General features: G+C 62.0%; 21 protein-coding genes. 10 read left to right on the top strand and 11 right to left on the bottom strand.

Annotated elements, in window-relative coordinates:
- Nucleotides 1-88: 88 nt before the first annotated feature.
- Together V7747_RS06590 and V7747_RS06585 are read left to right on the top strand one after the other, a co-directional pair.
- Nucleotides 89-457, top strand: coding sequence for a glutaredoxin domain-containing protein (locus tag V7747_RS06590; RefSeq protein WP_335615261.1), 369 nt, complete (start codon nt 89-91; stop codon nt 455-457).
- Between the two features lie 152 nt (nt 458-609).
- On the top strand, nt 610-1,734 hold the full coding sequence (locus tag V7747_RS06585; RefSeq protein WP_335615260.1) for an HPP family protein: 1,125 nt from the start codon (nt 610-612) through the stop codon (nt 1,732-1,734).
- 7 nt (nt 1,735-1,741) lie between these two features.
- On the opposite strand, the gene V7747_RS06580 is transcribed toward V7747_RS06585, so the two are convergent.
- From V7747_RS06580 to V7747_RS06570, 3 genes are read right to left on the bottom strand one after another with little or no spacing between them, the layout of a single operon-like run.
- Nucleotides 1,742-2,605 (bottom strand): LysR family transcriptional regulator, encoded by an 864-nt coding sequence (locus V7747_RS06580; protein ID WP_335615259.1) that lies wholly within the window; start codon nt 2,603-2,605, stop codon nt 1,742-1,744.
- Nucleotides 2,606-2,611: 6 nt separating this feature from the next.
- Nucleotides 2,612-2,989 carry a carboxymuconolactone decarboxylase family protein gene (locus tag V7747_RS06575; RefSeq protein WP_335615258.1) on the bottom strand — a complete coding sequence of 126 codons (378 nt, stop codon included), beginning with the start codon at nt 2,987-2,989 and terminating at the stop codon, nt 2,612-2,614.
- Nucleotides 2,990-3,020: 31 nt separating this feature from the next.
- Entirely contained in the window at nt 3,021-3,701 is a 681-nt protein-coding gene (locus V7747_RS06570; RefSeq protein WP_335615257.1) for a spermidine synthase, read from the bottom strand.
- 121 nt (nt 3,702-3,822) lie between these two features.
- On the opposite strand from V7747_RS06570, the gene V7747_RS06565 reads away from it, so the two are divergent.
- The 4 genes from V7747_RS06565 to aqpZ all read left to right on the top strand — a co-directional run bounded on the left by V7747_RS06565 (nt 3,823) and on the right by aqpZ (nt 6,339).
- Nucleotides 3,823-4,395, top strand: coding sequence for a TetR/AcrR family transcriptional regulator (locus tag V7747_RS06565; RefSeq protein ID WP_335615256.1), 573 nt, complete (start codon nt 3,823-3,825; stop codon nt 4,393-4,395).
- A 176-nt stretch (nt 4,396-4,571) separates the two neighbouring features.
- On the top strand, nt 4,572-4,982 hold the full coding sequence (locus V7747_RS06560) for a PaaI family thioesterase (protein WP_335615255.1): 411 nt from the start codon (nt 4,572-4,574) through the stop codon (nt 4,980-4,982).
- 28 nt (nt 4,983-5,010) lie between these two features.
- A complete protein-coding gene (locus V7747_RS06555) occupies nt 5,011-5,427 on the top strand; it encodes a PaaI family thioesterase (protein ID WP_335615254.1) in 417 nt (138 codons plus the stop codon).
- Between the two features lie 189 nt (nt 5,428-5,616).
- A complete protein-coding gene (aqpZ, locus tag V7747_RS06550) occupies nt 5,617-6,339 on the top strand; it encodes an aquaporin Z (RefSeq protein WP_335615253.1) in 723 nt (240 codons plus the stop codon).
- A 27-nt stretch (nt 6,340-6,366) separates the two neighbouring features.
- Here aqpZ and V7747_RS06545 read toward each other — a convergent pair whose 3' ends face one another.
- The 3 genes from V7747_RS06545 to V7747_RS06535 all read right to left on the bottom strand — a co-directional run bounded on the left by V7747_RS06545 (nt 6,367) and on the right by V7747_RS06535 (nt 8,011).
- Nucleotides 6,367-6,531, bottom strand: a complete 165-nt coding sequence (locus V7747_RS06545) for a DUF1328 domain-containing protein (protein ID WP_092286687.1) — start codon at nt 6,529-6,531, stop codon at nt 6,367-6,369.
- Between the two features lie 140 nt (nt 6,532-6,671).
- On the bottom strand, nt 6,672-7,106 hold the full coding sequence (locus tag V7747_RS06540) for a ferritin-like domain-containing protein (protein WP_335615252.1): 435 nt from the start codon (nt 7,104-7,106) through the stop codon (nt 6,672-6,674).
- A 74-nt stretch (nt 7,107-7,180) separates the two neighbouring features.
- The gene (locus V7747_RS06535) at nt 7,181-8,011 is read right to left on the bottom strand and encodes a BON domain-containing protein (RefSeq protein WP_335615251.1); all 831 of its coding nucleotides are present in this window, start codon (nt 8,009-8,011) and stop codon (nt 7,181-7,183) included.
- A gap of 372 nt (nt 8,012-8,383) precedes the next feature.
- Here V7747_RS06535 and V7747_RS06530 point away from each other — a divergent pair, with 372 nt between their 5' ends.
- Nucleotides 8,384-8,944: a DUF4136 domain-containing protein gene (locus tag V7747_RS06530; protein WP_335615250.1), complete on the top strand. Its 561-nt coding sequence runs from the start codon at nt 8,384-8,386 to the stop codon at nt 8,942-8,944.
- Between the two features lie 28 nt (nt 8,945-8,972).
- Here the strand turns inward: V7747_RS06530 and V7747_RS06525 are convergent, their stop codons facing one another.
- The gene (locus tag V7747_RS06525) at nt 8,973-9,929 is read right to left on the bottom strand and encodes an AraC family transcriptional regulator (RefSeq protein ID WP_335615249.1); all 957 of its coding nucleotides are present in this window, start codon (nt 9,927-9,929) and stop codon (nt 8,973-8,975) included.
- A 375-nt stretch (nt 9,930-10,304) separates the two neighbouring features.
- Here V7747_RS06525 and V7747_RS06520 point away from each other — a divergent pair, with 375 nt between their 5' ends.
- From V7747_RS06520 to V7747_RS06510, 3 genes are all read left to right on the top strand, one after another.
- Nucleotides 10,305-11,474 carry an efflux RND transporter periplasmic adaptor subunit gene (locus V7747_RS06520; protein WP_335615248.1) on the top strand — a complete coding sequence of 390 codons (1,170 nt, stop codon included), beginning with the start codon at nt 10,305-10,307 and terminating at the stop codon, nt 11,472-11,474.
- Nucleotides 11,475-11,557: 83 nt separating this feature from the next.
- On the top strand, nt 11,558-14,761 hold the full coding sequence (locus V7747_RS06515) for an efflux RND transporter permease subunit (protein WP_335615247.1): 3,204 nt from the start codon (nt 11,558-11,560) through the stop codon (nt 14,759-14,761).
- Complete coding sequence (locus V7747_RS06510; protein WP_335615246.1) at nt 14,754-16,190, top strand: efflux transporter outer membrane subunit; 1,437 nt, start codon at nt 14,754-14,756, stop codon at nt 16,188-16,190. The genes V7747_RS06515 and V7747_RS06510 overlap by 8 nt, the downstream gene beginning before the upstream one ends.
- A 15-nt stretch (nt 16,191-16,205) precedes the next feature.
- On the opposite strand, the gene V7747_RS06505 is transcribed toward V7747_RS06510, so the two are convergent.
- The 4 genes from V7747_RS06505 to V7747_RS06490 form a co-directional block, all read right to left on the bottom strand.
- The gene (locus V7747_RS06505; protein ID WP_092286673.1) at nt 16,206-16,757 is read right to left on the bottom strand and encodes a cupin domain-containing protein; all 552 of its coding nucleotides are present in this window, start codon (nt 16,755-16,757) and stop codon (nt 16,206-16,208) included.
- A gap of 132 nt (nt 16,758-16,889) precedes the next feature.
- Nucleotides 16,890-17,960, bottom strand: a complete 1,071-nt coding sequence (alr, locus tag V7747_RS06500) for an alanine racemase (protein ID WP_335615245.1) — start codon at nt 17,958-17,960, stop codon at nt 16,890-16,892.
- A gap of 115 nt (nt 17,961-18,075) precedes the next feature.
- Complete coding sequence (locus tag V7747_RS06495; protein ID WP_335615244.1) at nt 18,076-18,432, bottom strand: RidA family protein; 357 nt, start codon at nt 18,430-18,432, stop codon at nt 18,076-18,078.
- The gene (locus tag V7747_RS06490; RefSeq protein ID WP_335615243.1) at nt 18,407-19,708 is read right to left on the bottom strand and encodes a D-amino acid dehydrogenase; all 1,302 of its coding nucleotides are present in this window, start codon (nt 19,706-19,708) and stop codon (nt 18,407-18,409) included. Before V7747_RS06490 ends, V7747_RS06495 begins: the two co-directional genes overlap by 26 nt.
- Nucleotides 19,709-19,778 lie beyond the last annotated feature (70 nt).

Raw genomic sequence — 19,778 nt, 5'->3', positions numbered from 1 at the left:
TGCTGCCGCGCTCGTCAGCCCGGCGGGCGTTGGCGCGATGAATCAGGTAAGCTGCGCGCCTTTGTTGTACTGAACCGGAGGTATGTCCATGTTGTTGAAAGCCCTGCGCGTTGGCCTTGGCCAAGTGATCATTTTCCTCAGTTTCATCACCCGCCCGCGCAAGATGAAACGTACCCCCGAAGCCCAGGCAAAGGTAGACCAGGCGGCGGCGCAGCTGAGCCTTTACCAGTTCAATGCCTGCCCGTTCTGCGTGAAGACACGCCGCACGCTGCGCCGCCTCAACCTGCCGATTGCGCTGCACGACGCCAAGAACAACCCGACCGACCGGCAGACGCTGCTGGAGCAGGGCGGCAAGATCCAGGTGCCCTGCCTGCGCATCGAAGAAAATGGCGAGTCGTCCTGGCTGTACGAGTCCAAGGCGATCAATGCCTATCTGGAGCAGCGCTTCGCAGCCTGAGGTTTGCGCGCGGTTTTAATTAGAAATTGCTGTAGTTAAAGTCAATTATTATTGACTGGTTGTTATTCATTGATGTCGGCACACTGCGCGGCGCGCTTCTGGGTGAGTTAACCCGAAGCGCGCCGTTTTTCCTTTAGTGACCGATACCGCCGATGATCAATCTCAGCCCCGCCGCTTTTTTCAGTCGTGTTAACAATGCCATTCAGCCGCGCCCGCAGGAGTGGTTGCGGGCCGGGGTGGGCGCCACGCTGGGGATTCTGGTCAGTGTCTGGCTGTGCCAGTGGGTGTTTGGTCTGCCGGTCGCCCTGCTGTTGATTGGCCCGGTGGGGGCTTCCGCAATTCTGCTGTTTGCCGTGCCCTCCGGTACCCTGGCGCAGCCGCGTGCGATCCTCGGCAGCTACCTGCTGGCAGCGCTGGTGGGCACGGTGGTAGCGCATTTTGGCGGCCATACCCTGGGCATGGCCGCGTTGGCGGTTGGGCTCAGTCTGTTGTGCATGTTTCTGCTGCGCTGCCTGCATCCGCCGGGCGGTGCCGTTGCGCTCTGCGTGGTGCTGGCCGGGCCGGCGTTGCAGCAGCTGGGCGAGTTGGCGATTCTGCCGGTGCTGTTGCACGCCGTTGCCTTGCTGGCGTTTGCGCTGATCTACAACAACCTGACCGGGGTGCGCTATCCAAAACGGCCGGCGCCAGTGATTGACCTGCAGCATACCCGCGACGCGCCGGCAGCCCTGCGGGTGGGCATTACCGATGCGGATATGGATGCAGCGCTGGCTGAGTTCGGCGAGTTTGTCGATATCACCCGCGAAGACCTGGCGCAGATCATTCACCGGACCGAGGTCTCGGCGCTGCGCCGCAATATGGGTGCGCTGTGCGCCGCCGACGTGATGTCGCGTGATCTGCACTGGGTTGCGCCCGACACCAGCGTGCGAGAGGCCCTGCAGCTGCTGCAGCAGCACCGGCTGCGCGTATTGCCGGTACTGGATCAGACAGGGCAGCTGGTGGGCATCGTCAGCCTGGTTGATCTCGCCGACTTTGCCGGGCGTGGCGGGCGCCGGCTCCTGCGCGGTGGCGGTGGCCAGAAAACGCCACTGCGCGAGGTGATGAGTTCACCCGTGGTGGCGGTTGACCAGCACTGCCATATTGTCGAGCTGGTGCCGCTGCTGAGTGAGCGTGGTCTGCATTGCCTGCCGGTGTTGGAGCAGGGAAGGCTGGTGGGACTGGTGACCCAGACCGATCTGATCGCCGCGCTGCAGCGCGCTCTGTTGCGGCACTTGAACTAGCCCAGAGTTACAGCTCCGGGCTCCAGCGTTGCGACCAGTCGGTGCTGTTTTGCGCGGCGGCGCGCAGCAGGGCGATGGCCTGTTGCAGCACCGGGTTGTCACGCTCGCGGGCGTAAACCAGAAAGGTCGGGAAGCTGAATTCAGGCGCCAGCGGTACGCGCTGCAGTACGCCCTGATCCAGATAGCTTTGCACCACCCTGCGGCGAAAATAGCCGCTGCCGCCGCACTCGAGCAGGTATTGCAGCGCCAGCGGCCCCAGGTTGAAACTGAGCTCGGCCCTGGCTTTCTCCGGCAGCGCGGCATCGTGCTGGCGGCGAAAGTCCTCGCCCCAGTCGATATAGATATAGGGCTCGGGCTGCTCTGGCAGGCACACCTGAATCAGCTTCTCTTCCAGCAACTCCTCCACCTGCAGGCCAGGCCAGTACGCTGGCTGGAACACCAGGGCCGCGTCCAGTGTGCCCTGCTCCAGCTTGCGCAGTAGCAGCGCGCCCTCGCCAACCTCGGCGCGAATGGTATGTCCACGGACCTGCTGGCGCAGCTCGCGTACCCAGTGCAGCATCAGCGGGTTGCTCAGGCTGGTTTCGCCGCCGACCCGTAACACTTTGTCGAAGCCCTGCAGCAACGGCAGGTCGCGCTGGGCGGCTTCCCAGGCCTGTACCATCTGGTTGGCGTAGGCGACAAAGGCTTCGCCATCGGCGGTCAGGCGCGCGCCGGCGCGGTTGCGCACTAACAGACTGCAATTGAGCTGACTTTCCAGGCTCTGCACCCGCGCGGTGATGGCGGCCTGGGTCACGTGCAACTGTTCAGAGGCGGCGACCAGGCTGCCGCTGCGCACTATCTCGAGAAAGGTCCGCGCCAAGCTGATGTCCATCGCGGCTCAGGCGCTCTGGTAGCTGTCGATCACTTCCTGCGCCGCACGAAAGGCGTCGATCGCCGCCGGTACGCCGGCGTAGACCGCACAATGCAGCAGAGCCTCGCGAATTTCATCCACGCTGCAGCCGTTGTTCAAGGCCCCGCGCACGTGGCCTTTAAGCTCCTGCGGGCACTTGAGCGCAGTCAGCGCGGCGAGGGTAATCAGGCTGCGAGTCTTGCGATCCAACCCTTCGCGATTCCACACGCCGCCCCAGGCGTGTTCGTTGACGAAATCCTGCAGTGGTTGGCTGAACTCGGTGGCGTTGTTCAGCGCGCGATCCACAAAGGCGTCGCCCATGACTTCACGGCGCACCTGTACGCCTTCCGGTTTGCTGTTGCTCATGACGTTCTCTCCTATGTGTCGTTAATACGGGTTATTTGCGCTGGGCGATCCAGATGGTGTGCCGGGTGCCGCTGTTACCGTGCGCGTACACCTGCTCTTCGCGCGCCTTGAAACCGGCCTTGCCTAAACGTTGCGAGAAGGAGCGGTCGGCACTGGCTGACCAGACGGCCAGCGTGCCCTTGGGACGCAGTGCACGCGCGCAGGCTTCCAGCCCGCCGGGGGAATACAGCCAGCTGTTGGATTTTTGCGTCAGGCCTTCGGGGCCGTTATCCACATCCAGCATGATGGCGTCAAAGCCGCCGGGCTCGTTCTTGAGCAGCTCGGCCACGTCCTGATTGACCACGCGGGTGCGTGGGTCGCTCAGGGGCTTGCCGGACTTCTCGCCCAGCGCGCCTTGGTTCCATTCGATCACGCCGGGCACCAGTTCGGCGACCACCGCCTCGGCGCTCGGCGCCAACTGCTTGAGCGCCGCGGCCAGGGTAAAACCCATGCCGAGCCCGCCAATCAGCACCCGCGCGTCGGCCTTGCTGCTCAGCGCGCTGCAAGGGATGGCAGCGAGCGCATCTTCTGAGCCGTGGGTGCGGGTGTTCATCAGTTGGCCGCCCTTGCCGCCCTGAATCTTGATCACAAAGTCGTCGCCGTATTCAAACAGGCAGAGCGCGTCGGTGGTGCCGGGAATGGGGGCGGTGTCGAGCAGGATGAAACGTTTCATGGCGGGTCCGCAGGCAATAAAGGCTGGATTCTAGCAGCCAGGCAGCTGCCGGTGTGCGCGCTGCAGTCGATCAGATAGACTGGTCTGTATAAACATCAGCTACTGCCTGCAGGTAAATGCCATGGCCGCTGCCGCCAAACATCGCAACAGCATCATTACCTCCGCCATCCGTCTGTTTCGTCAGCGCGGCTATGCCGCCACCGGTCTGAATGACATCCTCAAGCACAGTGGGGCGCCCAAGGGCTCGTTGTATCACTACTTTCCTGGCGGCAAGGAACAGTTGGGCGAAGAAGCCATAGTGGTCGCTGCTGGCGTTGTTACCCAGACCCTGACTGACCTGCGCGCCCAGCATCCCAGCGCGGCGGACATGCTCAGAGCCTATGGCCAGCTGCTAGCCGGCTGGATGACCCAGGCGGGCTTTGCCGAAGGCTGCCCGATCGCCACCACGCTGCTGGAAACCACGCCGCAATCGCCGTCGCTGGCCGCGGCCGGGCAGCAGGCATTTGCCAGTTGGTGTGAGGTCTTTGCAGCGCAATTGCAGGACGACGGGGTGGCAGCCGAGCAGGCACAACGCTGGGCGCAACTGATGGTCAGCACGGTAGAGGGCGCCCTGCTGATGGCGCGCGTGCAAGCCACCGCCTTGCCGATTACCCAGGCTTGCGATGACCTGGCGGCGCTGATCGACCGCCGCTGACCCGACGCCCCTGACACCAGCCGATGCTGCCAGCACTAGTCAGCCTTCGGCTGCTCCCACTTCCCCGCCAACGCCAACGCCAACGCCAACGCCAACGCCAACGCATCCGAGTTTGACTCTGGGTATATATTATATAGACTGGTCTACATTAAAAAATAAATCATGGGGAGAAAGTCATGGGTAGCACAGAGATTCCAGCGGGATACCAATTGCATGACCGTCGCAGTGGCCTGACCGACCCCTGGCAGCCAATCTATCAGCGCACCCACGACGCGGGCCTGAGCCTGGGCCTGCGCGCAGGGCAGGCGCATGTGAATAGCCGCGAGTTCGTGCACGGTGGACTGATTTCGGCGCTGGCCGACAATGCCATGGGCCTGAGCTGCGCCGCACGCATGCCGGATATTCAGGGTCTGGTGACGGTCAGCATGACGCTCGACTACCTTGGCGTAGCACGCCAGGGCCAGTGGCTTGAGGTCCGTGCCGAGGTGCTGCGCACCGGCGGCACACTGTGTTACGCAGCGGCGCGGATCTATGCCGACGCGCAGTTATGCGCCTCGGCCAGTGCGGTATTCAAGGTAGCGCGATAACCCAACGGCAGATAAGAGGCAGGCTCTCATGCAGCACAACCAACAAGTGCAGGACAAGATTCAACAGATACTGCCTATGGCCGCGTTCAATCGCTGGCTGGGTCTACAGCTGATGTCAGCTGCGCCGGGTGAGGTCACTCTGCACCTGCCCTGGCGTGAGGAGTTCGGTCAGTACAGCGGCTTTCTGCATGCCGGTATTCTCGGTGCCCTCATCGACACCGCCTGCGGCTTTGCCGCCATCACCCAAACCGACCGTGTGCTGGCCTCCCAGTACACGGTGCGATGTCTGCGGCCGGCGGTGGCAGACACCTTCGTTATTCGCGGTTGGGTGGTCAAGCCGGGCCGGCAGCAGATCTTTGCGGCGGCAGAGATCTACGCCCTGGGCGATGAGCAGCGCAAGCTCTTCGCTGCGGGTGATGCCATGCTGGTGCCGGTAGTGAGCTGATTCACTGGCGGGCGTATGGCGGAGCCGAGCGTCCGTGGTCTTCTGACAGAAGGTCGTGCGTCAGCTTGTCTCTGGTCTCGGGCGACCTATGCTTATGGGGCATGCGGATACCCCGGATGCAATATACGGGTCGCCTAACCCAAGGCCTGTAACGCAGGGGAAGCGACGCCAGAGCACAGAGGACAGTGTATGAAAGCTTACGCAGCGGAATTGTGCGGTACCTTCTGGTTGGTCTTGGGCGGATGCGGCAGTGCGGTGCTGGCCGCGGGTTTTCCGGACGTGGGCATCGGTTTGCTGGGGGTCGCGCTCGCCTTTGGTTTGACCGTGCTGACCATGGCTTTTGCCATCGGCCATATTTCCGGGTGTCATCTGAACCCGGCGGTGAGCATTGGCCTCTGGGCTGGCGGCCGTTTTCCGGCGAATGAGCTGGCGCCCTACATTATTGCCCAAGTGCTGGGTGGCGTGCTGGCTGGCGCGGTGCTCTATGTCATCGCCAGTGGTCAGGCCGGCTTTGACTTGGCTGACGGCTTTGCGTCCAACGGCTACGGTGCGCATTCACCTGGCGGCTATTCTCTGCAGGCCGCGCTGGTGTGTGAAGTGGTGATGACCATGATGTTCCTGCTGGTGATCATGGGGGCCACGGATTCGCGTGCGCCAGCCGGTTTTGCGCCCATCGCCATCGGTTTGTGTCTGACGCTGATCCACCTGATCAGCATTCCGGTCACCAATACCTCGGTCAACCCGGCGCGCAGCACCGGCGTAGCCGTGTTTGTCGGCGACTGGGCGGTGGCGCAATTGTGGCTGTTCTGGCTGGCGCCGATCATCGGCGGTGTGCTGGGGGCGGTGCTGTATCGCTTTATTGCCGGTGGCACGGTCAAGCTGAATGTGCCGGACATAAAAACACCCGCATGAGCGGGTGTTTGCAGTAAATGTCTGCTATCAGGGTCGCGGTCGGCGGCCCATGATGAAGGACACAATGAACAGCACCAGGAAGACCAGGAACAGAATCTTGGCAATACCCGTTGCCGTGCCGGCGATGCCACCGAAGCCCAGTACGGCAGCGATGATGGCGATGATCAGAAATGTAATAGCCCAACTAAGCATGGTGTTTCTCCTTGGTGGCAAGCCTCGCTGCGCTTCCCTGTCAGGTCAGCTGCACTGGCTCTTACTCTGGTTTGTCGCGCCAGGTGCAAGCCCTGGCTAGCGACAATGCTGGTTTACTGCGTTTGTTACGGCGATCGTGATTACTGCGCTTTTTTCAGGTCGCGCATGCGGTCGTGACAAGCACGCACCTTGGGCATTTGCGCCGTAATGTCGGCACGCAGGTCCGGGTTTTTGCTGTCCATGGCATCTTCAAAGGCGTGCAGAATCCGGTCCTCGGCTTCTTCCAGCTGAGCGATGTAGGTCGCACCTTCGTCGCTGGACAGTGCTGCGCGGGTATCGGCGTACACTTGGCGCATCTTGCCAGTGAAGGTTCCGCCGCTGGCGGGGACTTCATGGTTGGCGGCTACCTTGCCTTCGAGTGCGACAATGACGTCGGTCTTGGCCTGCGCCATATCCTTGAACAGCGCCTGCAGCTGTGGGTCCTTGACCTCGTCACGGGCATGCTCGTAAAAGCGCTTGCCGTCACGGGTGATCTCGATCAGATCGTTCAATTCAGCCGTTGTCTTATTGCTCATGATCTATCTCCTTCTGTGCATCTGTTTTCAGTTACAGAGGTGAGGATGCCGGCCTGATTAGGCCGGCCAGTTGATCAGCTGGCGGTACGCAGGTTTTCTGCAGTCACGTCTTTAACGCCTTTGATGTTCTTGGCGGTGCTGATGGCCAGATCCTTCTCGGCGTCTGACATCACGGTGCCGCTCAGGGCAACTACACCGTTATTGGTGTCGACCGAAATATCCAAACCGCTCAGGTTGCTGCTCAGCAGGTAGCTGGATTTGATCTTGCTGGTGATCCAGGCATCGCTGATCGCTTCGCCAGCGTCATCGGCTGCGTTCTGTGCCTTGGCTGCGGCGGTCGCATCGGCGTTGACCTTGATCTCGTTGTCTACGCGGCGCACACCGTCAGTGTCCTTGGCCAACATGCCAGCCAGATCCTTGGCTGCTTCAGACTGGGCAGTACCGCTCAGGGATACCACACCGTTCTTGGTAGTGACGTTCACGTCCAGACCTTCGGTGTTGCTGTTCCACAGCAGCTTCGATTTGATGGTGGCCGTGGTAGTCGCGTTGCTGAAGCTCTGCGACAGGGTAGGCGTACCATCGTCGTTGGAGTTGGTCTCGACGTCGGGGTTCACCTTCAGTTGGTTGTCAACCTCGGTCACGCCGTCGATGCTCATGGCGACTTCTTCGGCCAGATCACGGTCAACGTCGTTTTCCACTTCACCGGTCAGTTTGGCAACACCGTTCTCAACATCAACATCGATGCTGAAGGGGTTCAGGTGGCGATTCAAGGCAATCGCAGTCCAGACTGAACCTTCCTGACGTGCTTCGGCCAGATCGCCGTCGTCGGCGTGGGCAGCCAGAGGCATGATGCCCATCAGGCCAGCGGTAGCGGTAGCAAGTGCGATTGTTTTCATCTTGAACATGGTGTTTCTCCTGTAAATCATTTTTTTGTCCGTATTCGGCGCTGTCATTGTGTGCCGATGTAAAAGGTATTGCAGGGGCTGTGCCAGCTTTTTGATTTTTAATTTATTTAATTAAATCAATTGCTTGAGTGTTTTGTGTGAGTGCTCAACACTTGCGCTTTGCACGACAGGCCTGTTTGCGTCGTGCAAATTGCAAGAGCTTTCGGCGGGTGTTTGTGTGGTGGGTAGCGGCAATGCCCGTGGGCACGGGTTACACTCAGGCATCGTGGTACGCGTTGGCGCGGTTCACTTCATCAGCGGCTACAGCTGGCTGCCATGAAGGGGGCGGTGTCAGCGTCTACACGCTCACTGATCACCCCGTGGAGTGTTGAAATGCGTCGACTATTTATACTGCTGCCCGCTGTGCTCTTGCTTGCCGCCTGCCAGGGCGCGGCGGTGCAGCCTGACTACGATGCCTCGCGCGACTTTTCCGCTTATCGCACTTGGCAGTTCGCCGACCCGGCCGTGTCCTACCGTCCCGAGAACGATCCGCGTCTGACCGGCGAGTTGACTACCGAACGGGTCAAGGCCTCGGTTGCCAACCAGATGGAGCTGCGGGGCCTGCGTCCACCGGTTGAAGGCCAGGCCGCCGACCTCCAGGTGAAGACCTATCTGATAGTGGAGAACCGCCAAGACAACGTTACCACCAGCTTTGGCGGCTATTGGGGCACAGGATGGGGTGGTTTCTGGGGTGGTCCGTCGATCCAGACCCAGAGTATTGACTATAAGGAGCTGACACTGCAGGTCGACATGCTCGACAACAGTGACGGCAAGCTGGTCTGGCGCGGTAGTGAGAGCGATACGCTGAGCGAGCGTCCGCAAACGCCCGCCAAGCGAGAAGAGCAAATCAACCGGCTGGTTGGCAAAATCCTCGGCAGCTTCCCGCCCTATTGAGCAGAAAGACTGACCGGTAGCGCCTGCCTTACATAGTGGCGAGCATGGGCTGCTCGCCACGCAGTTTGATTACATCGGCCCGTGGCGGTGCGCCAAACATGCGCCGGTATTCGCGGCTGAAGTGCGAGGGGCTTTCATACCCCACGCGGTAGCTGGCAGTGGCCGCTTCCAGCCCTTCACTGAGCATCAACCGCCGCGCCTCGTGCAGGCGCAATTTCTTCTGAAACTGTACCGGCGACATGCGCGTCACCTGTTTAAAGGTATGAAACAGGGTCGACTCGCTCATATTGACGTCATCGGCCAGCTCGCGCACGCGCAGCGGCTCGGCAAAGCGATCCTTGAGTACGGCAATCACCTTGGAAATACGATGCGCCTGGCTATCGGTGGCGACGAAGTCGCGCATGCGCCAGCCCATTTCCCCGATCAGCGCGCGGTAGATGATCTCGCGGCGGACCAAGGGCGCCAGTATGCGGCAGTCCGCCGGGGAGTCGAGCAAGGACACCAGCCGTGTCATGGCTTCCAGAATGCCGACGTTGACCGGCGCGACGCTAAGACCGCAGGCTGCTGCCGGGCAATCGCGTTGCTGATCCAGCGGCGGCAGAGTATCCCCCAGCTCCAGGACCATTTCTGCGACTTCCTGCGGATCGATCGACAGTTTGACGGCCAGATAAGGCTCCTGCGCCGAGGCTTCTATCACGGCGCCGACCACCGGCAGATCGACCGCCGAGATCATGTAGGTGAGCGGGCCGTAGGCAATTTCCTTGTCGCCCAGTTGCACGGTTTTACTGCCCTGGGCGATGACGCACAGCGCCGGATCATAAACGCCGCAATTCAGCGCGCTGGGCTGATCGGCTCGGAACATCTGCAGGCCGGGAATGCAGGTATCGTGTATTCCGTCGGCGGTTGCATGCTCCAACGCCAGCTCGGCCAAGCGGCGACACAGGGGCGCTTCGGGTTGCGCAAGCTGGGCGTTGATGTCGATCATGCGGTAACACCTCGTTCTGGAGTTTCGCGATAGTATACGCAGCTTGTTTGTTTCTCTTGTGACAGCCTGAATGCTTTTGCAGGATAAGGCAATAAGCTTGCAGGATCGCGCAAATCAAAGGCTGCAAGGCAGTGTTTTGCTTTATCGTAGTGCTGTTTCTCAGCTTGCCAGCCCCAAAGTCGCGCACAACGGTTATTGCCTTTTTCTCTGATAAAAACAGAATTAGGCAATTTATGCGCAGTACTACGCTATCGGGTAGCGCGCCTGGCCGCGTATCGTTCCCCCCATACCAAAGCCCTGCCTGAACCGGTTCGCCTCGTGCGCGCAGGGCTCATACGTATTGCCAGGCCAATTTGCACACAGGGAGCAAACAGCATGACTACTTTCGCCCTAAGGAACGTAAAACAACTCGGCGCACTCGGGCTGCTGCTGGCGTTAGTCGCCGGTTGCGATGCCCAGGGTGAGGAGGCTGCTGCTGCGCCGCCGCCGGCGCCCGCCGTACAGGTGGCCACGGTGAGTGCCCGCGAGGTAACGTTGTGGGATACCTTTACCGGCCGCGTTGCCGCACCGGAAACCGTGGCCTTGCGGCCACGCGTCAGCGGTTATATTGATCGCGTGGCCTTTACCGAAGGTGAACTGGTAAAGCAGGGCGACGTGCTCTTTGTAATTGATCAGCGGCCTTATCAGGCGCGCCTGCAAATGGCTGCGGCTGAGCTGGAGCGAGCGCGCAGCCAGTTGCAGTTGAGTGACCGCGAAGCCAAACGTGCCGAACAACTGTGGGAGCGCCGCGCCATTTCCCGCGAAGAGCTGGAGCAGCGTAGCGCGGCCCGGGCGATTGCCCGCGCGGGTGTCAATTCGGCCCAGGCGGCACTCGATAACGCCAAGCTGGATCTGGCCTACACCGAAGTGAAGGCTCCGGTGGGCGGTCGCATGGGGCGAGCGGAAATCACCCGCGGCAACCTGGCCACCGCCGACAGCACGCTGCTGGCCACGCTGGTTTCGGTTGACCCCATGTATGTGTACTTCGAGAGCGACCAGCAGACCGCCGACAACAATCCCTACACCAGCGCCGAGCAGAGCGCGGTGCCGGTCAAGGTGGGCCTGGCCAACACCCAGGACTACCCGCACAACGGCCAGCTCGACTTTGTCGACAATCAGTTCAATGCGGCCACGGGGACTCTGCAATACCGCGCCGTGGTGGCCAATCCGCAGGGGCTATTGCGTCCGGGGCAGTTCGCCCGCGTGCAGATGCCGGTAGCCGCGGCCAGCAAGGCGATTCTGATTGACCAGAAAGCCGTGCTGACCGATCAGGATCGCCGCTATGTCTACGTGCTTGATGAGCAGAATCAGGCGACCCGCCGTTTTGTGCAGACCGGCCGGCGCATGGATGGCCTGCTGGTGATCCGCGAGGGTCTGGCCGACGGCGACCGTGTGGTGGTCAACGGCCTGCAGAAAATTGCCTTCCCGGGTATGCAGGTGGCGCCTGAACCGGTCGCCATGGCCAGTGCCGAGCGGGCCAACGCCATAGCGCAGAACAGCCTGTAATCGCGTTTCTCTGATACGCAAAAACCACATCTTTGTTGCCAGGAGGCGCGCTCATGCGAGCGCGCCACAGGGAGAGTCTTGCCGTGAATATTTCACGTTTTTTCATTGATCGACCGATCTTTGCCTCGGTGCTGTCGATCATCATCTTTGCCGTGGGCCTGATCAGCATTCCGCTGTTGCCGGTCAGCGAATACCCCGAGGTGGTGCCGCCCAGCGTGCTGGTCAGCGCCAGTTACCCCGGTGCCAACCCGAAAACCATTTCAGAAACCGTTGCCACGCCGTTGGAAGAAGCCATCAACGGCGTGGAAGACATGATCTACATGAAGTCGGTGGCCGGCAGTGACGGCAGCCTGGCGCTGACCGTGACCTTTGCCCTGGGCACTGACCCGGATCAGGCCCAGGTGCAGGTGCAGAACCGGGTCTCGCAGGCCTTGCCGCGGCTGCCGGAAGATGTGCGCCGTCTTGGGGTGACTACGCAGAAGCAGTCGCCCAACCTGATGATGGCGGTGCACCTGATCTCGCCGGACGACAGTCTGGATGCCACCTACATCCGCAACTACGCGGTGCTGCACATTCGCGACGAGCTGGCGCGCATCCCCGGCGTGGGGCAGGCCGGGCTGTTTGGTGCTGGTGACTATGCCATGCGCCTGTGGGTCGACCCGCAGCGGGCGGCCTCGCTGGGCGTGACTGCCGGCGATATCAGCGCGGCGGTACAGGAGCAGAATGTGCAGGTTTCGGCGGGTCAGATTGGCGCGCCGCCGATGCCCGGTGGCTCCGACCTGCTGATCTCGATCAATGCCAAGGGGCGGCTGGACAGTACAGAGGCGTTTGGCGATATCGTGCTGAAAACCGGCGCCGATGGGCAGATCACCCGGCTGCGCGATGTGGCGCGGATCGAGCTGGCGGCGCAGGAAGATTCGCTGCGCGCCCTGCTTAATGGCCGTCAGGCGGTTGCCCTGCCGATTTTCCAGGCGCCGGGCTCCAACGCGCTGGACGTCTCCAAGGCGGTGCGCGCCAAGATGGCCGAGCTGGATGACGACTTTCCCAAAGGCCTGAAGTGGGAAATCGCCTACGATCCCACGGTGTTCGTCAGCACCTCCATCAGCTCGGTGATCACCACCCTGCTGGAGGCGGTAGCGCTGGTGGTGCTGGTGGTGATTCTGTTCCTGCAGACCTGGCGTGCCTCACTGATTCCCTTGCTGGCGGTGCCGGTCTCGATTGTCGGTAGCTTTGCCGTGTTGCTGATGCTAGGCTTCTCGATCAACACCCTGACGCTGTTCGCCATGGTGCTGGCCATCGGCATCGTGGTGGACGACGCCATCGTGGTGGTGGAGAACGTCGAGCGCAATATCGAGCAGGGTCTGGCGCCCTTGGCCGCCGCCCATCAGGCCATGCGTGAAGTGAGCGGGCCGATCATCGCCATCAGTCTGGTGCTGTGTGCCGTCTTCGTGCCCATGGCCTTTCTGGACGGCATTACCGGTCAGTTCTACCGCCAGTTTGCGGTGACTATCGCCATCACCACGGTGATCTCGGCGATCAACTCGCTGACCCTGTCGCCCGCATTGGCGGCGACCCTGCTCAAGCGGCACGGCGCTGCGCCGGACTTGCCTACGCGTATTCTTGATCGCGGCTTTGGCTGGCTGTTTCGCCCGTTCAACCGCTTCTTCCAGCGCAATGCGCTGCGTTACGAGCGCTTTGTGGGTCGCAGCTTTGGCCGTCGCGGGCTGGTGTTCGGGGTTTATCTGATCCTGCTGGCGAGCACTGCCTTCATGTTCAATCAGGTACCGGGTGGCTTTATTCCAACCCAGGACAAGACCTATCTGATTGGCAGTATTCGCCTGCCGGAAGGCTCCACCCTGGACCGCACCGAAGCGGTAGCGCGGCGGGTGAGTGAAATGGCGCTGGGCACCGAAGGCGTGGCCGACGCCGCAGCCTTTGTCGGCTTTAACGCGCTGCAGGGCACCAATACGCCGAATATCGCCACTGTGTTTGTGCTGTTCGACGACTTCGCGATTCGCGACCGCACGGCACTGGAAATTGCCGACGACCTGAACGCCAAGCTGGGCGGTATCAATGAAGGCTTTGCCATCACCTTCATGCCGCCGCCAGTGTTTGGCCTGGGCGCCGGGTCTGGCTATTCGCTGTATATCCAGGATCGCAGCGGGGCCGGTTACGGTGCGCTGCAGCAGTCCACCGATGCGTTGGCGATGGCATTGGCGCAAACCCCAGGCCTGGGCTTCCCGATCACCTCCTACCAGGCCAACGTGCCGCAACTGGATGCCGAGGTGGATCGCCTGCAGGCCAAGGCCCAAGGCGTTCGGCTGGATGACCTGTTCGGCACGCTGCAGCTGTACTTTGGCTCGCAGTACATCAATGACTTCAACCTGTTCGGCCGTACCTATCAGGTCAAGGCGCAGGCGGATGCGTCCTTTCGTGACGAGGCCAGCGACCTGGATCATTTGTACACGCGCAACGCCCAGGGCGACATGGTGCCGCTCAATACCATGGTCAGCCTGACGCAGAGTTTTGGTCCCGATCCGGTGATCCGCTACAACGGTTACCCGGCATCCGATCTGATCGGTCAGTCCGATCCGGCGATGTTGTCGTCCGGTGAAACCCTGGCGACGGTGGCCGAGGTGGCCGGGCAAACGCTGCCGGCCGGCATGAGTGTGGAGTGGACCGACCTGAGTTTCCAGCAGATTACTCAGGGCAACGCGGCTTTGGTGGTCTTCCCGCTGGCGCTGTTGCTGGTGTTCCTGGTGCTGGCGGCGCTCTACGAGAGTTGGGTGATGCCGCTGGCGGTAATTCTGATTGTGCCCATGTGTCTGCTCGCCGCGTTGGTTGGCGTGTGGCTGAGTGGCGGCGATAACAACGTGTTTGTACAGGTGGGCCTGGTGGTGCTGATGGGCCTGGCGTGCAAGAACGCGATTCTGATCGTCGAATTTGCCCGCGAACTGGAAATGGCGGGTATGCAGACCATCAAGGCCGCGCTGGAGGCCAGCCGTCTGCGCCTGCGGCCGATCATCATGACCTCGGTCGCCTTTATCGCCGGGGTGGTGCCGCTGGTACTGGCCACCGGTGCCGGCAGCGAAGTGCGTAACGCCATGGGTATCACAGTGTTTACCGGCATGTTGGGGGTGACTCTGTTCGGTCTGCTGTTGACCCCGGTGTTCTACGTCGCGCTGCGCACCTTGTCGGGTAAATCGCTGGCGTTGACGCCAGCCTCGGTAGCGTCTCCCACGGCAACTGCCAAAGCGACTCACGAACAGGAGAGTACCCATGAATAAGCGACTGCACAGACCCTTGCAGCGCGTGCTGCCCTTTGCCCTGAGTCTGCTGGTCACCGCCTGCGCAGTAGGTCCGGATTACCAGGCCCCGGCACCGGTGCAGGTCGACCACTTCAGTCAGGCGGCCAACAGCCAGTTGGACCCCGCGGCGGAGCAGCGCTTCTGGGCCGGATTCAATGACCCGATTCTGGCGAATCTGGTAGAGCGCACCCTGACCGGCAACCTTGATCTGCAAACCCTGATGGCGCGTTATCAGGGCGCCGAGGCCCTGCTGCGCGGGGCCCGGCGCGATCGCTGGCCGAGTGTGCGCGCTGAAGGTGGAGCCAGTGAGCAGCACTTGGCCGAAGTGGAGCGCAGTACGCCTGACCAGCAGCGAGTTGAGCAATATTCGGCCGGCCTGGTGGCCAGCTGGGAGCTGGACTTTTATGGTCGGCTGGCGCGTGCTGTAGAGGCCAGCGAGGCCGAGCTGCAGGCTTCGGGGGCTGATTTTCAGGCGTTACAGGTGGCGCTGACCGGTCAGCTCGCCAGTAGTTATTTTGCCCTGCGCGGACAGCAGCAGTTGCTGACGGTGGCGCGGCAGAATGTAGCCTTGCAGCAGGAGTCACTGGATATTGTCAGCGCTCGCCTGGATGCCGGCCGCGGTACCGAGTTTGACCGCTTGCGCGCCGCCGCCGAGCTGGACTCGCTGCGTGCGCTGGTGCCGCAACGTGAGGCCGCCGTGCAGCTGAGCATGCATCGGATCGCGGTGCTCAGCGGGCAACCCCCGGCGGCGCTGAATGCACTGCTGAGTGAAGAGCAGCCGATGCCCAAGGTAGTCACCGAGGTGCCGGTAGGCACACCGGCCCAGGTGCTGCGACGCAGGCCTGATATTCAGGCCGCCGAGCGCCGTCTGGCCGCCGCCACCGCGCAGGTTGGTGTGGCCACCGCCGATCTGTTTCCACGCTTCACCCTGGGTGCGCTGCTCGGTTCGGTCGCCGGCAGCGGCGGTGATCTGTTCACCGCTGGTGCCGAGTCGCGCCGCGTCAGCCTGGGCATCGACTGGACCTTTCTGGATGTAGAAGGAGTGCGCGCGCGTATCGCAGCGGCCGATGCCCGCGGCGCCGAGCGGCTGGCGCAGTATCAGCAGACGGTGCTGAACGCATTGGAAGAAACCGAGAATGGGCTGGTCAATGTACGTCAGTCGCAGCGCCGCAGTGACTGGCTGCAAACCGCCACCGAGTCTGCCGAGCAAGCGGTCGAGCAGGCGCGGCTGCGCTACGAGCAGGGGTATATCGAGTACTTTGAAGTGCTGGATACCGAGCAGGCGCTCACCGCAGTGCGCAGTGATCTGGTGCAGAGCCGTATCGACGCGGCGGTGGCCATGGTGTCGGTGTATCAGGCCATTGCCGGCGCGCCGGTCATGGATGCAGAGCCCTTGGCGCAGCGCTAACGCTGCGCCTTCTGCTCAGAAGTTGGCCGGGGTAGTGGCGCTGATCAGCAGGCAGTCCTGATCGGCCGACGGATTACGGAAGCGGTGCGGCTGGTTGCTGTCGAAATAGTAGCTGTCACCGCTCTCGAGCAGATACACCTCGCCGCCCACGGTCACTTCCAGCTGTCCCCTGACCACGGTGCCGGCTTCTTCGCCTTCGTGATTAAGCATGTCCGGGCCGGTATCGGCGCCGGGTGGATAGGTCTCGTTCAGAAAGGAAAAGGCGCGGTTGGGGTGTCCCTTGCCGACCAGCTTCATGGTCACGTCATTGGTGCCGATATCCAACAGTTCGTCGGCGCGGTAGATCACCTTGCGCTGCGCATCTTCTTCCAGCTCCAGCGAGAAGAAATCCACCAGCGACATGGGGATGCCGGAGAGTACTTTCTTCAACGAGCTGACAGAGGGGCTGACGCTGTTTTTCTCGATCATCGAGATGGTGCTGTTGGTAACGCCGGCTCTCTTGGCCAGTTCTCGTTGTGATAAACCCTTGAGTTTACGGATGGTTTTCAGGCGGGCACCAACGTCCAAAGGCAGATTCCTCCAGGGAATAGTCAGACAGGTTACACAGGCAGGTGTGCACAGTGAGCCGAATCATTGCACGGCTGTTCAGAATTTTCAACAGATCGCAGACTGTCCAGTCATGCCTGCGCGGTGCGATGTTCAGCCGATGTAGCTGCGCGGCACGCGGTTGAGGTTGCAGAACAGCTGGTAGGGGATGCTCTCGGCCCAGGCCGCGACTTCACTGGCGTTGAGCCCGTTGCCCCACAGGCGCACCTGGCTGCCCAGGCCGCTACCGGGCAGCTCGGTCAGGTCAACGGTGAGCATGTCCATGGACACCCGGCCGATCAGCTGGCTGTGCTGGCCATCGACCAGCACTGGGGTGCCGTCCTTGGCGTGGCGCGGGTAGCCATCGGCATAGCCCATGGCGACCACGCCCACGCGGGTCGGGCGTTGGGTGATATAGCGCGAGCCGTAGCCGATGGGCTCGCCGGCGGGCAACTCGCGCACGGCGATGATGCGCGATTCCAGCTGCATTACCGGCTGCAGTTGTTCTGCCTGTGCCTGAGCAAAGCTGAACGGGGTGGCGCCATAGAGCATGATGCCAGGGCGCAACCAGTCGCCATGCGCGGCTGGCCAGGCCAGTACGCCGGGTGAGTTGCATAGACTGGCCGGGCCCTGCAACTGCTGCGTGGCTTCGGCGAAGACCGCCAGCTGCTCTTCGGTGCGGCCGGTGTCGGGCTCATCGGCGCGGGCAAAATGGGTCATTTTGGTCAGGCTGGCCACCTGTTTGCTGCGTTCCAGGCGACGCCAGATATCGGCATACTCGGCCGGACTGAAGCCGACGCGGTGCATGCCGGTATCCAGTTTCAGCCAGATATGCAGCGGGCTGGCTATTTGCGCGGCTTCCAGTTGCTCCAGCTGCGCCTGATGATGCACCACGGCCCATAGCTGGTGTTCGACCAGTAGCGGCAGCTCGGCGGCCTCAAACCACCCTTCCAGCAGCAGTATGGGGTTGCTCACGCCGGCGGCGCGCAGCTCCAGCGCCTCTTCGATGCAGGCCACGGCAAAGCCGTCAGCTATCTCACCCAGGGCATCGGCACAGCGCACGGCGCCGTGGCCATAGGCGTTGGCCTTGATCACCGCCAGCGCGCGTTGGCCGGACAGGGATTTGGCCAGCAGGTAGTTGTGGCGCAGGGCGTTGAGGTCGATCAGGGCGTGGGCTGGGCGCATGAATAGGGTCTTGAAAAAATGCGGGGCTGGATGCCCCGCCAAAGCCTAGATTATCAGACGCGGTTCCGCGGCGGGAATGCGCGGCTGATGAGGGGGTCGGTTTTAAGAGAGTCGGTCAGATGGCCGCGACCACCGACATTTCAACCAGGATCTCCGGCTCGCAGAGCTTGGCTTCCACGGTGGCGCGGGCTGGCGCGCTGCCGGCTGGTAGCCACTGGTCCCAGACGCTGTTCATGGCGGCAAAGTCGGCGTCGATGTCTTTCAGGTAGATGGTCACCGAAAGAATTCGCGTTTTGTCGCTGCCGGCCTGGGCCAGCAGGGTTTCGATTTCCTGCAGGGTGCTGCGGGTCTGGGTTGCCGCGTCCTTGTCCAGATCGTCATCGGCAGCCACTTGGCCGGACAGATAGACGGTGTTCTGGTGAATGACGATCTGACTCATGCGCTCGCTAGTGAGCTGTCGCTGGATGGCCATGCGGGCTGTGTTCCTTGTCTTGTGCGTAACGGTTGAAATGGTAGTCGCTGGCGCCAATCGCCGTCTTCTTGCCGTCGATCAGGTCGGCCAGCAGTTGGCTGGAGCCGCAGGACATGGTCCAGCCCAGGGTGCCGTGACCGGTATTGAAGTACAGGTTACGCAGAGCGCTGGCGCCGATGATCGGCGTGCCATCCGGCGTCATCGGGCGGAAGCCGGTCCAGAAAGTGGCTTCGCTGACGGCGCCGCCTTGCGGGAACAGGTCGCTGATGACCATCTCCAGCGTGGCGCGCCGCTTGTCGCTGAGGCTGTCATCGAAACCGGTGAGCTCCGCCATGCCGCCCACGCGGATGCGGTCGGCAAAGCGGGTCATGGCCACCTTGTAGGTTTCATCCATGATGGTCGAGACCGGTGCCATGGCGTCGTTGGTCACCGGCAGTGTCAGTGAATAGCCCTTGACCGGATAGATTGGCAGCTCCATACCCAGCGGCCGCGCCAACTTAGGCGAGAAGCTGCCCAGCGCCAGTACGTAGCGGTCGGCGTGCAGGGTTTCGCCATTGGCCAGGCGCACGCCATTGATCTGGGTGCCGTCGCTGATCAGTTCGTCTATTTCGCAGTTGAAACGAAACTGCACGCCCAGTTCGGCAGCCTTGGCCGCCAGGCGGGTGGTAAACAGGTGGCAGTCGCCGGTTTCATCGTTGGGCAGGCGCAGGCCGCCGACGATCTTGTGCGCGCTGGGCGCCAGGCCGGGCTCGATGCGTACGCAGCCCTCGCGGTCGAGCAGCTCGTAGGGTACGCCACAGCGCTGCAGCACGGCGATGTCCTGGGCGGCGGCATCCATCTGCTTCTGGGTGCGGAACAGCTGCAGGGTGCCCAGTTCGCGATGCTCGTAATCCACGCCACTGTCCTTGCGCAGCGCCATCAGGCAGTCGCGGCTGTACTCCGCCAGCCGCATCATGCGCTCCTTGTTCACCGCATAGCGTGCTTCGGTGCAGTTGCGCAGCATCTGCAGCATCCAGCGGTACTGCTGTGGGTCACTGGTGGGCTTGATGGCCAGCGGTGCGTGTTTGGCCAGCATCCACTTGACTGCCTTCAGCGGCACGCCGGGGGCCGCCCAGGGGGCCGAGTAACCGGGAGAGATCATGCCGGCGTTACCGAAACTGGTTTCCAGCGCCGGCCCGCTCTGCCGATCTACCACGGTCACCTGATGACCGGCCTTGGCCAGATACCAGGCGCTGGTGATGCCGATAACGCCACTGCCGAGAATGAGCACCTGCATGTTGCCGCTCCAAATGAGTAGAATGTTGCCCGTGGGCGATATCACTATTCTATGGCAAGTGATCTGGTCT

Origin of the sequence: Halopseudomonas sp., assembly GCF_036960865.1 — a bacterium.
In the GTDB taxonomy this organism is placed as follows: domain Bacteria; phylum Pseudomonadota; class Gammaproteobacteria; order Pseudomonadales; family Pseudomonadaceae; genus Halopseudomonas.
Note: the sequence above shows the minus strand (reverse complement) of the source record. Positions and strands in the feature narration are given on the sequence as shown.